General features: G+C 47.9%; 11 protein-coding genes and 4 tRNA genes. 12 read left to right on the forward strand and 3 right to left on the reverse strand.

What is annotated here, in order from left to right; translation table 11 throughout:
- The first annotated feature begins 1 nt into the window (after position 1).
- From MUB35_RS23105 to MUB35_RS23115, 3 genes are read left to right on the forward strand one after another with little or no spacing between them, the layout of a single operon-like run.
- Entirely contained in the window at positions 2 to 1,585 is a 1,584-nt protein-coding gene (locus MUB35_RS23105; protein ID WP_244806915.1) for an ABC transporter substrate-binding protein, read from the forward strand.
- 53 nt (positions 1,586 to 1,638) lie between these two features.
- A complete protein-coding gene (locus MUB35_RS23110) occupies positions 1,639 to 2,454 on the forward strand; it encodes an ABC transporter ATP-binding protein (RefSeq protein WP_331477616.1) in 816 nt (271 codons plus the stop codon).
- Between the two features lie 3 nt (positions 2,455 to 2,457).
- The gene (locus MUB35_RS23115; protein WP_244806916.1) at positions 2,458 to 3,213 is read left to right on the forward strand and encodes an ABC transporter ATP-binding protein; all 756 of its coding nucleotides are present in this window, start codon (positions 2,458 to 2,460) and stop codon (positions 3,211 to 3,213) included.
- 10 nt (positions 3,214 to 3,223) lie between these two features.
- Here MUB35_RS23115 and MUB35_RS23120 read toward each other — a convergent pair whose 3' ends face one another.
- Both MUB35_RS23120 and MUB35_RS23125 read right to left on the reverse strand, forming a co-directional pair.
- Positions 3,224 to 4,105 carry a LysR family transcriptional regulator gene (locus tag MUB35_RS23120; protein ID WP_103731774.1) on the reverse strand — a complete coding sequence of 294 codons (882 nt, stop codon included), beginning with the start codon at positions 4,103 to 4,105 and terminating at the stop codon, positions 3,224 to 3,226.
- A 95-nt stretch (positions 4,106 to 4,200) separates the two neighbouring features.
- On the reverse strand, positions 4,201 to 5,424 hold the full coding sequence (locus tag MUB35_RS23125; protein WP_033142494.1) for an MFS transporter: 1,224 nt from the start codon (positions 5,422 to 5,424) through the stop codon (positions 4,201 to 4,203).
- 566 nt (positions 5,425 to 5,990) lie between these two features.
- On the opposite strand from MUB35_RS23125, the gene MUB35_RS23130 reads away from it, so the two are divergent.
- The 9 genes from MUB35_RS23130 to MUB35_RS23170 all read left to right on the forward strand — a co-directional run bounded on the left by MUB35_RS23130 (position 5,991) and on the right by MUB35_RS23170 (position 13,296).
- The gene (locus MUB35_RS23130) at positions 5,991 to 9,758 is read left to right on the forward strand and encodes a phosphoribosylformylglycinamidine synthase (protein WP_148392104.1); all 3,768 of its coding nucleotides are present in this window, start codon (positions 5,991 to 5,993) and stop codon (positions 9,756 to 9,758) included.
- Between the two features lie 287 nt (positions 9,759 to 10,045).
- Complete coding sequence (locus tag MUB35_RS23135) at positions 10,046 to 10,438, forward strand: type II toxin-antitoxin system RelE/ParE family toxin (protein ID WP_052099608.1); 393 nt, start codon at positions 10,046 to 10,048, stop codon at positions 10,436 to 10,438.
- A complete protein-coding gene (locus MUB35_RS23140; RefSeq protein WP_033142492.1) occupies positions 10,435 to 10,722 on the forward strand; it encodes a helix-turn-helix domain-containing protein in 288 nt (95 codons plus the stop codon). Before MUB35_RS23135 ends, MUB35_RS23140 begins: the two co-directional genes overlap by 4 nt.
- A 110-nt stretch (positions 10,723 to 10,832) precedes the next feature.
- A complete protein-coding gene (gene dcd / locus MUB35_RS23145) occupies positions 10,833 to 11,354 on the forward strand; it encodes a dCTP deaminase (protein WP_033142491.1) in 522 nt (173 codons plus the stop codon).
- 101 nt (positions 11,355 to 11,455) lie between these two features.
- Positions 11,456 to 12,634 (forward strand): M20/M25/M40 family metallo-hydrolase, encoded by a 1,179-nt coding sequence (locus tag MUB35_RS23150; protein WP_244806917.1) that lies wholly within the window; start codon positions 11,456 to 11,458, stop codon positions 12,632 to 12,634.
- 267 nt (positions 12,635 to 12,901) lie between these two features.
- A tRNA-Val gene (locus MUB35_RS23155) sits at positions 12,902 to 12,974 on the forward strand.
- A 31-nt stretch (positions 12,975 to 13,005) separates the two neighbouring features.
- A tRNA-Met gene (locus MUB35_RS23160) sits at positions 13,006 to 13,079 on the forward strand.
- 38 nt (positions 13,080 to 13,117) lie between these two features.
- Positions 13,118 to 13,190, forward strand: a tRNA-Val gene (locus tag MUB35_RS23165).
- 32 nt (positions 13,191 to 13,222) lie between these two features.
- A tRNA-Met gene (locus MUB35_RS23170) sits at positions 13,223 to 13,296 on the forward strand.
- A gap of 51 nt (positions 13,297 to 13,347) precedes the next feature.
- On the opposite strand, the gene MUB35_RS23175 is transcribed toward MUB35_RS23170, so the two are convergent.
- Positions 13,348 to 14,880, reverse strand: a complete 1,533-nt coding sequence (locus MUB35_RS23175) for a BCCT family transporter (protein WP_158587363.1) — start codon at positions 14,878 to 14,880, stop codon at positions 13,348 to 13,350.
- Positions 14,881 to 14,897: the final 17 nt, after the last annotated feature.

Below are 14,897 nucleotides of genomic sequence, written 5' to 3' on the forward strand. Positions count from 1 at the left end.
AATGCGTAAAAAGAGACTGTTTCATAAGAAAGCCGGTGCTGTACTTCTGCCGCTCTGTCTGGCGGCAGGGCTTTTATCCGGCTGCGGAGGCGGCAGCACAGATACGAAGACAGAAGATAATGCCTCAGCGGGGGAGAAGGTCTTTTATTACGGGGATACCACATTCAATGCGGAGAATGATGAATCGGATGTCAATCCCCACAACGGCTATTCCGGATGGGCGTGTATCCGCTATGGCATCGGAGAGACTTTATTCAAATATTCCGATAAAATGGAACTGGAACCATGGCTTGCCGCGGAATATGAAATGACAGATGAAAATACCTGGAAGATCACCCTGCGGGACAATGTGACATTTTCCAGCGGACGCAGGCTGGATGCGCAGGCGGCGAAAGAATGCCTGGATGACCTGGTGAGCGTCCATGAAAGAGCAAAGGGAGATCTGAAGATCAAGGAGATTTCCGCAGACGGACAGATTCTGACCATCACCACAGAGGAACCTGTCCCGGCACTGATCAATTATCTGTCAGACCCGTACGGCTGTATTGTGGATATGGAGGCCGGTGTATCAGAGGATGGAAATGTTGCTGGTACCGGTCCTTATATTGCTACAGAGGTCAAAACAGATACAGGGCTTACCTTAGTGAAAAATGAGAACTACTGGGATGGGGAGCCGAAGCTGGATACCATCCATGTGAAGACCATTTCTGACGGGGATACCATGACCATGGCCATGCAGTCAGGCGAACTTGACGCTGCCTACGGCCTTCCCTATGCCAGTCTGCCGCTGTTTGCAGAGAAGCCCTACACCATTTCCTCTGTGGAGACGTCCCGTTCCTTTTTCGGACAGATGAATTATGACACGCCGGCACTTCAGGATGAAAAGGTAAGAAAAGCCATTGCCATGTCCATTGACAAGGAAAATTTCACGAAAACGCTTCTTGACGGAAACGGAACTGCTGCAGAAGGCCCCTTCCCGGCAAACTTTGCCTTTGGCGATGACACCGTGACAGCGCCGAAATACAATCCGGAGGAAGCAAGAAAATTGCTGGAAGAGGCCGGCTGGAAGGACAGCGACGGAGACGGATATGTGGACAAAAACGGGGAGAATCTCACCATCCGCTGGGTGACATACCCAAGCCGTCAGGAACTTCCGCTGCTGGCAGAATCTGTGCAGGCCACCATGAAAGAGGTGGGGATCAAAGTGGACGTAAACTGTTCCGCGGATTTCCAGAGCTTTCTGGACAAAGGGGAGTGGGATATTTATGCGGGAGCGTTCGTCTGCGCGCCCACAGGAGACCCGGAATATTTCTTTACCACACACTGCCTGGATGAATCCTCCAAAAACCGCGGCGGTTACCACAGCGACAAGCTGCAGGCATTGGAAGAGGAAATGAAGTCTGCGTTTGACACAGAGAAACGCGCAGAGCTGGCAACACAGATGACGCAGACCATCCTGGATGACAATGCGTTTATTTTTGCTTCCCATCTGAAAATGTCAATCGTATCCGGCGAAGGTGTCACAGGCCTGGAAGCGCATCCCTGTGATTATTATGAGATCACAGTAAATTTGGATAAAAATTAAACGGCGGCTGTTGGGGCAGCGCAGTAAATGCGCTGACCTGCGGAATCGCTGCCGTGAACAGTACAAAAGAAAGGACTGGAAATATGGGACAGCCGATTTTATCTGTGGAACATCTGCAGGTGTGTTATACGGGAAAACCTGTTCTGGAGGATGTCAGCCTGACCCTGTTGCCGGGGCAGATCCTGGGGATTGTAGGGGAGAGCGGCAGCGGGAAAAGCACACTGATCAGAGCTGCTATGGGACTTCTGGGCAGCGACGGGGCAGTGACAGGCGGCAGCATCCGGTATAAGGATAAAAATGTTACGGAGCTTAAAGGGGAAGAACTGCGTAAACTGCGGGGGCCTCAGATGGGAATGGTCTTCCAGAACACAGGTGCGTCCCTTTGTCCCATACGCACCATAGGAGACCAGCTTTACGAGGCAGTTCTTCAGCATGAGAAAGTATCCAGGCAGGAGATCAAGGAACGGGCCATGGACTTGTTTGATAAGATGAAGCTTGCTGACGGGGAGAGGATCTTAAACAGCTATCCTTTTGAACTGTCGGGAGGCATGAATCAGAGGGTGGGCATCATGATGGCCATGATCCTGCATCCGGACCTTCTCTTTGCAGATGAGCCCACCAGTGCCCTGGATGTGACCGTCCAGGCACAGGTGGTGCGGGAAATGATGAAGATGAGGGAACTATTCGGTACAACGATTGCTATCGTCACCCATAACATCGGCGTTGTGGAATACATGGCAGATAAAGTGGCTGTCATGTATCAGGGCAGACTGGTGGAGTATGGGGATACAGATGCAGTGATGCACCATCCCCAAAAAGAGTATACCCGCAGATTGATCAATGCGGTTCTGCGGATTCACAGAGGTTAAGGCATGGGAAAAATACTGGAAGTAAAAGACCTGAAAAAGACATTTTATAAGGCAAAAAAGGCATATCCGGCTGTGAATGGCGTGAGCTTTTCGGTAAGCGAAGGTTCCTGTGTGGGAATCGTGGGTGAGAGCGGCTGCGGAAAAAGCACAACAGCCAGAATGATCACGCATCTTACAAAACCGGACGCGGGAAGTGTTCTTCTGTATGGACAGGAAATGGTGGGAGCCGGAAGAAAACAACGGAGGGAATTGTATAAAAATGTGCAGATGGTATTCCAGACACCCCAGGATTCGTTTGACCCCAGGTGCAGTCTGGGTGACGGTATCATGGAAGGCATGATCAATTACGGGATGAAGAGAAAAGATGCCAAAGAGAAGATGAAAGAGCTGCTTTCCATGGTGGAGCTGGAGGAGACATATGCAGCCCGCTTTCCCCATGAGGTCAGCGGCGGCCAATGCCAGAGGGCAGCCATTGCAAGGGCACTGGCAGTAGAACCGGGTCTGCTCATCTGCGATGAGGCAACCAGTGCCCTTGATGTGACGGTGCAGTCCCAGATTATAGGGCTGCTCCAAAAGCTGAAAAAGGAGATAGGGCTTTCCATCCTGCTGATCTGCCATGACCTGGCGCTGGTACAGAATTTCTGTGACTATGTGCTGGTGATGTATCAGGGCATGATCGTGGAGGAAGGGACTCCGGATGAGGTGATCATGCATCCGAAAGAGGAATATACAAAGTTATTGATAGATTCTGTTTTATGAGACGAAAAAGTCAGGTGCCGTCAAAATATTTCAGAAATTCATTTGCTGCCGCGGAGGTACTCTGCTGTTCGGTGTAAGCCAGAACCAGGTGTCTTTCGGGCAGCTCTTCTTTTATTTCAAGCCGGTACAGGCCCTTTTTCCTCTGTTCCAGGACGAAATCCGGGACAAAGGCAATCCCAAGGCCAATGTATGCCAGGTCCAGAAGCAGGTCATTACTGGACAGCTCCACCTCAGGCGTCAGGTTCAGGCCTTTCTGCAGGAACAGGCTGTGCAGGAATTCACTGGTTGTGCTTTTTTTGCTGAGCATGAGAAGGGGATACCGGTGCAGCTCTGTCAGGGAGAGCTTTTGATCCGTAAAATCAAAGTAATGCTTATTTGCGGCAAAGACATCCCGGAAAGTCAGAATTGTCTTGTAGTGTTCTTTTATCCTGAGTCTTGAATTGGGATAGTTGCAGACAATGAAGTCCACCTGTCTGTTTTCCAGCAGTTCCACGCATCCGATGGAAGTGGCATTGGTGACCTTGATATGGATATCCGGGAATTCCTGGTGGAAACGCCGCAGATACGGCACCAGAAAATATCTGCAGATGGTGTCGCTGGCACCGATCCGCAGAGGCGCCTCCGCGGAAGCTGTGTGCATGAGCTGGTTCTCACCCTGAAGAAGCAGAGAGACTGCCGGCTGTACATGGCGGAAAAGAGTTTCCCCCTCTGGTGTCAGCTCCACTTTTTTGGTGTTTCGGACAAAGAGGGGGTGGCCCAGCTTCTGTTCCAGGGATTTTACAGACTGGCTCACAGCCGATTGTGAGATAAAAAGCTGCCTTGAGGCCTCCGAAAAACTCAGTGTGGAAGCCACGTGATAAAATACTTTATAGAGTTCAAAGCTGATATCCATAAAAATCCTCCGTTACCGGGTTTATACCCGGCTTCCTGAAAATCCTTCATTACCGGGCCTATTCCTGGCTTTTTGAAGATATCCCGTTGCCGGGGCTATTCCTGGCTTCTTAAGTTTGGAGCGGAAGTATCCGCTGCCTTTTCCTTTGCAGAGTTCTTCTGTAGTCCAAGCATGACAAGGAACAAAACAGCCGGGAATATGAGAGCAGCCAGAATTCCTGTCTTCATGGAACCCACTGCATCTGTGACAAATCCCACAACTGAAGGGCCCGCAGAGCATCCTACATCACCGGCAAGGGCAAACATGGCGTACATCATGGTACCGCCGCCCCGGCACAGCACGGCTCCCAGAGAGAAAATTCCGGGCCACATCAGACCCACAGAGAAACCGCACAGCGCGCATCCTGCCAGAGACAGAAGCGGAAGGGGGGACAAACTGGTAATGAGATACCCCACAATACATAGAGCACTGGTTCCAAGCAGGCCGTGACGGATATTCAGCTTATCGCCCTTGATACCATACAGAAGCCTGGAAAGTCCCATGAAAAATGCAAAGGCGCAGGGGCCGAGAAGGTCACCCACGGTTTTGCTCACACCAAGGCCGTCCTCTGCAAACAGGGAAGACCACTGGCTCACTGCCTGTTCCGATGCACCGGCGCAGATCATCAGCAGAAAAAGAACCCAGAAGATACCGCTTTTGAAGATGCCTCCGGGAATCTTCGTCTCCTCGTCGTCCCCCTCGATGCTGTAGATAGGGATTTTGAAAAACATCAGGCAGGTGAACAGCGGAACCAGTGCCCACAGAGCCGGAAGGTACCGCCAGGAATCAATGCCGATCACAACAAAGAACAGGGTGGATAGAATCACCACACCCATATGCCCCCAGCAGTAGAAGGAATGTAAAAGGCTCATGGCAGATTCTTTATTCTCACTTGGGCAGGCCTCCACAATAGGACTTACGATAACTTCCAGGATTCCGCCGCCGATGGCATTGAATGCCATACAGATGAGGATACCCACATAGGCATTGGGCAGAACAAAGGGAAGCCAGGTAAATCCTGTAAGTCCCAGGGTGGTGACCAGAAAGGACGTGATCCCCACAGAACGGTATCCCACCTTTTTTATGATTCCCGGTGCCAGAAAATCTATGAGTATCTGGATACAGAAGTTTACGGTGATCAGCAGGCTGATCTTCTCAAGAGAGATGCCGAACTGGTTGTGAAAGGTGAGGAATAAAAGCGGCGGCAGGTTGTTGACGATCGCCTGGGTGATATAGCCCAGGTAGCAGCCGTAGATCGTGTGTTTTGCGGTCAGTTTCATGTTTGAATCTCCTTAGTAAATGTTGGTAACTTACTTGAGTTTAGCAAAGGGGGAGGGGCAAGTCAACTGGTTTTGTGAGAAAACTGGAAGAGGGGGAGTGAATGCGGACGGAAGAGTACGGGAGGGGGGTCTGGGGAGCCATATGCCTGCGGGCGAAGCGTTTCGCTGCCACGGAGCTAACCTGCTCCCAGTTACTAAATTCATCGGCAGTGGCCTCTTCATTAAGTAACTGGGGCAGGTGGATCTCCGCGGCGCTCCACTAGACATCGCCCGCAGGCATATGGCTCCCCAGACCCCCTCCCGTACTCTTCCTGTTCTTGGCTGCGGGAACAATTTTCTGGAATTATAAAATGAAAAAAATAAATTAAAAAACGAGTTTGCATATTAGTAGTAATTATAAAAAATATAAGATATATTAATTTTATTAATGAAGTGATCCATGTTATGATAAGTAAGAAAGCGGCCGGAGAGGAGTATAATTCCTAGCTGGTGCTGAATAACACAATTTATAAGAAACCGCAATGCAGGTTTTGGTGTGCCGAAGAAAAAGGCAGAAAGGAGCCAACATGAGCAGTGTAAGACGTGTCTATGTAGAGAAGAAGCCGGCATTTGCCGTACAGGCAAAGGAGCTTGCCCATGAGATCAGTACGTATCTGGGTATTAAGGATGTGGCGGGAGTCCGCGTTCTGATTCGCTACGACGTAGAAAATATTTCCGATGAGGCATTTGAGAAAGCATGTAACTGTGTATTTTCCGAACCTCCGGTGGATGTATTATATCAGGAAACCTTTGAGATGAAGGAAGGGGACAGAGTATTTTCCGTAGAGTTCCTTCCGGGACAGTTTGACCAGAGAGCAGATTCCGCTGTACAGTGTATACAGTTCTTAAAGGCAGACGAGGAGCCTATTATCCGCTCCGCCACCACCTATGTTATTGAAGGAAATATTACTGACGGGGAGTTTGAGGCTGTTAAAGAACACTGTATCAACCCGGTGGATTCCAGGGAAGCAGAGGCAGCAAAACCGGAAACACTGGTTACAAACTTTGAAGACCCTGCAGATGTAAAGATTTTTGAGGGATTCCGCCAGATGCCTGAGGCAGAGCTGAAAGAGCTGTATGCATCCCTGAATCTTGCCATGACATTCAAGGATTTCCAGCACATCCAGAACTATTTTATAAATGAAGAGGAACGTGATCCGTCCATGACAGAAATCCGTGTACTGGATACCTACTGGTCAGATCACTGCCGCCACACTACCTTCTCCACAGAGCTGAAGAACGTGGAATTCGGTGAGGGCGATTACAAAGAGCCTCTCGTAAAAACTTACGAGAAATACCTGGCTGACCGTCAGGTGATCTACAAAGACAGAGACGATAAGTTCGTATGCCTTATGGACCTGGCTTTGATGGCTATGAAAAAATTAAAAGCAGAAGGCAAGCTGGAGGACCAGGAAGAGTCCGACGAGATCAACGCCTGCAGTATTGTTGTCCCTGTTGATGTGGACGGCAAAGAAGAGGAATGGCTGATCAACTTCAAAAATGAGACTCACAACCATCCGACAGAGATCGAACCCTTCGGTGGTGCGGCTACGTGCCTCGGCGGTGCTATCCGTGATCCGCTGTCAGGACGTACCTATGTATACCAGGCTATGCGTGTGACCGGTGCGGCAGACCCGACAGTATCTGTTAAAGATACCATGAAAGGAAAACTGCCTCAGAAAAAACTGGTCAGAAGTGCAGCACATGGCTATTCATCTTACGGAAACCAGATCGGTCTTGCAACCGGATATGTAAAAGAAGTATATCATCCGAATTATGTTGCCAAACGTATGGAGATTGGTGCCGTACTTGGCGCTGCTCCGAGACGTGCAGTTATCCGTGAGAATTCTGACCCTAATGATATCATCATCCTGCTGGGCGGACGTACCGGACGTGATGGCTGCGGCGGTGCTACAGGCTCATCAAAAGTGCACACAGAAGAATCCATTGAGACCTGCGGAGCTGAGGTGCAGAAAGGAAACGCGCCGACGGAGAGAAAGATCCAGAGGCTGTTCAGAAGAGAAGAAGTAAGTAAGATCATCAAGAAGTGCAACGACTTTGGTGCAGGCGGTGTATCTGTTGCCATCGGTGAGCTGGCAGCGGGACTGCAGATCGACCTGGATAAAGTACCGAAGAAATATGCCGGCCTTGACGGAACAGAGATTGGTATCTCTGAGTCTCAGGAGCGTATGGCAGTAGTGGTTGATCCGAAAGATGCAGAGCAGTTCCTGGCTTATGCAAAAGAAGAGAACCTGGAGGCTGTTCCTGTGGCTGTTGTCACAGAAAGCCCGCGTCTGGTGATGAACTGGAGAGGAAAAACGATCGTTGATCTCTCCAGAGCATTCCTGGATACCAATGGTGCCCATCAGGAAACAGATGTATTTGTTGATGTTCCAAGCAAAGAAGGAAACATTCTGGATCGCGCAGAGGAGTCCGCAGATGTGAAAAAACGCTGGCTGGATACTCTGGCTGACTTAAACACCTGTTCTCAGAAAGGACTGGTGGAGATGTTTGACGGTTCCATTGGAGCCGGCAGTGTATTCATGCCTTACGGCGGAAAATACCAGCTCACCGAAACACAGACAATGGTTGCAAAAGTTCCGGTATTAAATGGCAGCACAGAAACTGTCACCATGATGAGCTATGGATTTGATCCGTATCTGTCAAGCTGGAGCCCATACCACGGAGCTGTGTATGCAGTGACGGAATCTGTTGCCAGAATTGTGGCTGCAGGCGGTGATTACAGCAAGATTCGTTTCACATTCCAGGAATATTTCCGCAGAATGACAGAAGACCCGCACCGTTGGAGCCAGCCTTTTGCCGCACTGCTGGGTGCTTACGCTGCACAGCTGGGATTCGGACTTCCTTCTATTGGCGGTAAGGATTCCATGTCAGGAACATTTAATGATATTGATGTTCCTCCTACACTGGTATCCTTTGCGGTGGATGTGGCAAAACAACGAGATGTCATCACACCGGAACTGAAATCCCCGGGACATAAGCTGGTGTGGCTGCGTGCGCCGAAAGCAGAGTATGACCTTCCTGATTTTGAGGCACTGAAAGATCAGTACGCAAAACTCCATGAGGACATTCAGGCCGGACGTGTTGTGGCAGCTTATGCCATTGACCGTCAGGGTATCGCTGCGGCTGTGAGCAAAATGGCATTTGGTAACCAGATGGGTGTGAAGATTGAGCACAATGTGGACGAGAGAGACCTGTTCAGCGCAGGTTTCGGCGATATTATCTGCGAAGTAAAAGCAGAGAAAGTGGGCGAGCTGGCTATCACTTACACTCTGATCGGTGAAGTGACAGACAAGGCGGCCATTGAATATAAAGACGTGAAGATTTCCATGGCAGAGGCTTTGGAAACATGGAAAACACCGCTGGAGAAAGTTTTCAAAACACGCTCCGGTTCCGAGACCGACGATATTACAAAAGATGAGGACAGAGGCCTGTACAATGCCGAAAGTATTCATATCTGCTCTCATAAGATTGCACAGCCCACTGTATTTATACCGGTATTCCCGGGAACCAACTGTGAATATGACAGTACAAAGGCATTTGAGAGGGCTGGTGCAAAAGTTATCACAAAAGTGTTTAAGAACCTGGATGCAGCAGATATCCGTGACTCTGTGGACGCTTTTGAAAAATCCATTGACCAGGCACAGATCATCATGTTCCCGGGCGGATTTTCCGCAGGTGATGAGCCGGACGGTTCCGCAAAATTCTTCGCCACTGCATTTCAGAATGCGAAGATCAAAGATGCGGTTATGAGACTGGTAAATGAGAGAGACGGTCTTGCCCTTGGTATCTGCAACGGTTTCCAGGCCCTTATTAAGCTGGGACTGGTTCCGAACGGTGAGATCACCGGACAGACTGCAGATTCACCGACGCTGACATTTAACACCATCGGACGCCACATTTCCAAGATGGTTTATACAAAAGTGGTTTCCAACAAATCTCCATGGCTTCAGAAAGCTGTGCTGGGCAATGTATATACGAACCCGGCATCTCATGGAGAAGGACGTTTCGTGGCAAGTGATGAGTGGCTGCAGAAACTTTTCGCCAACGGCCAGGTAGCTACCCAGTACTGTGATCTGGACGGCAATGTGACCATGGATGAAGAGTGGAATGTAAACGGCTCCTATGCATCCATCGAGGGTATCACAAGCCCTGACGGACGTATCCTGGGCAAGATGGCCCACAGTGAGCGCCGCGGGTGCGGGGTAGCCATGAATATCTATGGCGAGCAGGACATCCGGATCTTTGAATCCGGGGTGGAATACTTCAAATAATCATTTAGCAGTATAACTTATACAACAGGGAAGGCTGAGGGGAATAAAAAGTATACCCCTCAGCCCCTTGCTGATTTTTCCTAAACAAAAACAATTCTTTAATTACGAAACATTCTCATATCTATGGGATGTTTACAGACAAATCATGGTAATGATTTCTATTAGTCAATCGGCTTATTAATAATCCAGGATAAACTAATTCGATATATAAGAGCGTATAATGCAACTAAATTGACAATATGGTATATATGCCATATAATTTAAGTGTGGCAATAGAACGTCAGTATATGTCTGTTCTGTTGGTCAGAGAAAGGATATATTTGCAGAAGTATACAGTAGAATTTTATGAGAAAGTTAATGGAGAATGCCCGGTAGAGGAATTTTTAAATTCTCTTGATAAAAAGATGCTTGCAAAATTGCTGGGCATCATAAAAATACTTGAAGAAAAGGGAAATTATCTAAGAGAACCGTACAGTAAGCATCTGGAAGAAGGCATTTATGAACTTCGGGGAAAGATAGGAAATAATATAACCAGAGTTCTATATTTCTTTTATTTGGATGGAAGAATCATAATGACAAACGGTTTTGTAAAAAAGACAAATAAAACACCAAAAAAGGAAATATTGAAGGCAAAAAGATACCAATACGATTATATGAAACGGATAGGTGAGAAGATATGAGAAAATTTGATGACTTTTTTGATGAAAAAATGCAGGATCCGGAAATAAAAAAAGAGTATGAAGAATTAACGCCGGAATTTGATATTATCAGGGCAATGGTTGAGGCGAGAATGTCCTGCAATCTGACACAGAAAGAACTTGCGGAGAAAACAGGAATAAATCAGGCAGATATCAGTAAACTGGAGAATGGGACCAGGAATCCATCTCTTAAATTATTGAAACGTTTGGCAGATGGCATGGATATGAACCTTAAAATTGAATTTTTGCCAAGAAAAAATCTATAGGTAAGAGTCAAATCTGTAACTGACCCGGGTATGCAATTATGCAGAGAAATGATATACTCAAAATAGCATTTTACTACAAAAAATAAAATATACATTTGGGGGATAAAACAATGATATTATCAGGAAAAGAAATCAAAAAGCACATGGGCCGGGAGATCATTATCGAGCCGTTTGATGAAAAGCGGATTAACCCAAACAGCTACAACCTCTCTCTTGCAAATGAGCTTTTAGTCTACGACACACCGGTTCTGGATATGAAGAAACCAAACCCGGTCAAAGAGCTCATCATCCCGGAGGAGGGGCTTATATTGGAGCCAAACAAGCTGTATCTTGGCAGAACGAAAGAATATACCAGAACGGACTATTATGTGCCCATGCTGGAAGGACGTTCCTCCACGGGCAGGCTGGGCCTGTTTATCCATGTGAGTGCGGGATTTGGGGATATTGGCTTTGCGGGCCACTGGACGCTGGAGATATTCTGCATCCATCCGGTGAAAATATATCCCAATGTGGAGGTGTGTCAGATCTATTACCACGATATTGACGGGGAATATGACCTTTATAAGAGCGGCAAATATCAGAATAACACAGGGGTAGAAGCCAGTAAAATGTACCAGGATTTTGAAAAATAAAGGGATTTCGGCAGCAGTTCAGCCATCTGGACTGTCATGGACCGGCGGGCGGATCGTTTCATTTTCCGTGCGCCGGCCTGCATGGGGAAAAGGAGAAGGCTATGACACAGGAAGCGATTCGGAATCAGGCAGGGAAATATTTTGAAAAGGTAAAGGCACTGGCGGATTATCTGACAGAACATCCGGAAATCAGCGGGGAGGAAAAGGAATCCTGCGCGTACATAACGAAGTTTCTCAAAGAAATGGGGTACGAGATAACAACGCCGTATGCAGGGATGCCTCATTCGTTCCTGGCTGTGGACAAAGAGAAGAAGGAGTTTCAGGGGCCAAAGGCGGCATTTCTGTGCGAATATGATGCCCTGCCTGAGGTGGGGCACGCCTGCGGACATTCCTATAGCTGTGCCGTCAGTATACTGGGAGCGCTTGCCCTGCGGGAGGCATATCCTGACCTGCCGGTGAGGATTGATCTGATTGGCACGCCCGGTGAAGAATTTGTAGGCGGAAAATGTTATATGACAGAGAACGGGGGCTTTGACGGCTATCAGTATGCGGCCATGGTGCATCTCAACAATGAGAATGTCACCTATTTTCAGGTACTGGCCTCCAATGACAGATACTTTACCTTCCGCGGAAAAGCAGCCCATGCCTCCGCGTGTCCGGAGGAGGGGCTGAATGCCCTGAACGCGGCCCGTCTCTTTATGGAGGCCATGGATATGTGGCGGCAGCATATCACAAAGGACTGCCAGTTCCACGGCATTGTGGCAAAAGGAGGGGCAGCTCCTAATATTGTCCCGGATGAGGTGTGTCTGGATTATTATTACAGGGCAGCCACTATTGAAAATCTGTGGAAGCTCAACAGAATCTCAGAGACCTGCGCAAAAGGCGCAGCCATGGCTGCAGGAACGACTGTGGAGTGGAGCCAGCGGTATCCGGACTACGGGGAAATCTACTGGAATGATTATATGGACGAAATCATGCAGGAACTGTTTTCGGATACCAAAAGGGTGACCGTGAGATCAAAAGGTCCCGGAGGTTCCACGGATCTGGGAAATGTAAATCTTAAGATTCCCGTGTTCCATCCCATGATTGACATTACCGGCAGCCGGAAGGACATCGTGATCCACGACAGGGAATTTGAGGGACTTCTCCACACAGAAGCAGCCGCAGAAGTCCTGAGAGACGGCGCGTATATCATAGCCGGACTGGGATATAAGCTGGCATCGGAGCCGGAAGTGATGGAGAGAATAAAAGAGGACCACAGAAAATACAGAAATCTGTAAAAGGCTACCTATTAATTGCCAGAAACCTTCAGAAAATAAGAGAAACACTTACAACATGTAATGATTTCATAGAGGCCGGAATAAATAAATTATGTAAGCTTTATATTTATTCCGGCCCTAAAATCAAGGCTGTCTTGTGTTCGTTTTTAGTGCAAGGCGGAATGATAAGGATTTTTGTAAAATTTTGAAAAAAGGTATTGACAATTGACACAATTTAAGGTTATAATAGCAAAGCAGTCAAGCGATGGCAAACACTGCTAAATAAATGGGATCTTAGCTCAGCTGGGAGAGCATCTGCCTTACAAGCAGAGGGTCATAGGTTCGAGCCCTATAGGTCCCATTCTTTTGCCAAAAGCAGAAGGATAACAGATGGCGAGATAGCTCAGCTGGCTAGAGCATACGGTTCATACCCGTAGTGTCGAGGGTTCAAGTCCCCCTCTCGCTACTTGCTGTACAAGCAGCATACAATCAAATAAAAGTCTTGGGATCTTAGCTCAGCTGGGAGAGCATCTGCCTTACAAGCAGAGGGTCATAGGTTCGAGCCCTATAGGTCCCATTCTTTTGCCAAAAAGCAGAAGGATAACAGATGGCGAGATAGCTCAGCTGGCTAGAGCATACGGTTCATACCCGTAGTGTCGAGGGTTCAAGTCCCCCTCTCGCTACTATAAGAAAGCCCTTGCGGAAGAAATTCTGCAAGGGCTTTTCGTGTGTTTTTATGCCGGAGGTTCCTTTTTATCCTGATACATATGGGGTGTAAACATAAGTTTTATTGCACTTATCATGACAAACAGCAGGAAAACTGCTGCGGGAAGCCCCCCGATATTGGATATCATTTTCAGTCCGTCGACACCGCTGCCCACATTCATCATAATAAGTGTAATCAGTGCGATTTCCCCCGCCCAGAGTATTTTGATCCAGCTGGGAGATTCATCACCTTCATGATCCAGGCCATGGGTGGACAGGTCGGAGATCGCAATGACAGTGGAGTCGGCTGCAGTTACAAAGGAAAGAAATACAGCGATGAGGAAAATAAAAACCAGCAGGCCGGTAAAGGGCATGTTTTCAAAAAGCTGATAGATCGTGTTTTCAATTCCGGATTCAAACGCTTCAACCATTCCGCCATTTGACCGGTTCAGGGTAAAATGGATGGTGGAACCGGACATAATGGAAAACCACAGGATACTGAATACAGACGTGGAGAACAGATTCATGGCTACTAAATCCTTAATCCTCCGCCCATATGCGATTTTACCAAGAAAGACTGCCGTGATAGGTGCCCAGGACATCCAGCTTGCAAAGTAGAAGATAGGCCACTGGGCTGTCCAGGAATCAGTCGCAAAGGTGCCCGTATAAAGGGATTTGGAAAAAAAGTTATTTAGGTAATCCCCCAGGCATTCCACACCAAAATTACAGATAAACTGTGTTCCGCCAAATATCAGTACAAAGCCAATAATAAAGAAGTAAATGTAGACATTGATATTTGACAGCCGTCGTACACCGCGCATGATACCGGAGAGCGCAGAGACCAGAAAGGTGATAATGACTACAAGCATGATTGCGGACCACAAAAATGGAGTGGATTCCATGCCAAAGAGTTTATGGAGACCTCCGCTGAGGTTGAGAACTCCTACCCCCAGAGAGCCTGTAAGTCCGGCGACCAGCGTGAACAGGCAGATACTGTCAATCACTGCATTCAGATACTTATGTTCCCGTCCGCCAAGCAGAACCGTGACCATGGCGGCCAGCGAAAAGGATTTCTTTTTATTATAATACCCAAAGGCGAACATCACTGCAGGAAGTGTATAGATTGCATAGGGAAGTACAGTCCAGTGAGTATAAATTGCCGACATGGCAAATTTGGCGGCATCCGGTGACATGGCCTCTATATGGAGACTGTCTGGAGGATGCAGCAGGTGCTGTACCGGCTCTGCAGCGGACCAGAATATAATACCGCAGGCAATGGTGGTACAGATATTGATGCTGAACCATGAAAGGAGACTCATTTTTGGCTGTGCATCAGGTCCTCCGATCCTTACTTTGCCGAATCCGGAAAAATAGATGGCAATACATACAAAAAATATGAGGACCGGAAGTAAGATGAGCAGCCAGCCGAATTCATGGACAACGAAGCCATTTACTGTGTTGACGATCTCTGTGAACAGATCACTGTCTGCAATATTTATGATAATACACACAAAAAACAGAAAAAACGGCGGTAAAAATACTTCTGGTTTTATTTTTTTCATGCCATACCCTCCATTTC

The organism is Blautia sp. NSJ-175 (genome assembly GCF_022867815.1).
Classification (GTDB): domain Bacteria; phylum Bacillota; class Clostridia; order Lachnospirales; family Lachnospiraceae; genus Blautia; species Blautia celeris.

What these genes read in the sequence shown, in the direction of transcription:
- MUB35_RS23105 (WP_244806915.1), top strand. Translation starts at nt 2, where the DNA reads ATGCGTAAAAAGAGACTGTTTCATAAGAAAGCCGGTGCTGTACTTCTG.
- MUB35_RS23115 (WP_244806916.1), top strand. Translation starts at nt 2,458, where the DNA reads ATGGGAAAAATACTGGAAGTAAAAGACCTGAAAAAGACATTTTATAAG.
- MUB35_RS23120 (WP_103731774.1), bottom strand. Translation starts at nt 4,105, where the DNA reads ATGGATATCAGCTTTGAACTCTATAAAGTATTTTATCACGTGGCTTCC.
- MUB35_RS23125 (WP_033142494.1), bottom strand. Translation starts at nt 5,424, where the DNA reads ATGAAACTGACCGCAAAACACACGATCTACGGCTGCTACCTGGGCTAT.
- MUB35_RS23130 (WP_148392104.1), top strand. Translation starts at nt 5,991, where the DNA reads ATGAGCAGTGTAAGACGTGTCTATGTAGAGAAGAAGCCGGCATTTGCC.
- MUB35_RS23135 (WP_052099608.1), top strand. Translation starts at nt 10,046, where the DNA reads ATGTCTGTTCTGTTGGTCAGAGAAAGGATATATTTGCAGAAGTATACA.
- MUB35_RS23140 (WP_033142492.1), top strand. Translation starts at nt 10,435, where the DNA reads ATGAGAAAATTTGATGACTTTTTTGATGAAAAAATGCAGGATCCGGAA.
- dcd (WP_033142491.1), top strand. Translation starts at nt 10,833, where the DNA reads ATGATATTATCAGGAAAAGAAATCAAAAAGCACATGGGCCGGGAGATC.
- MUB35_RS23150 (WP_244806917.1), top strand. Translation starts at nt 11,456, where the DNA reads ATGACACAGGAAGCGATTCGGAATCAGGCAGGGAAATATTTTGAAAAG.
- MUB35_RS23175 (WP_158587363.1), bottom strand. Translation starts at nt 14,880, where the DNA reads ATGAAAAAAATAAAACCAGAAGTATTTTTACCGCCGTTTTTTCTGTTT.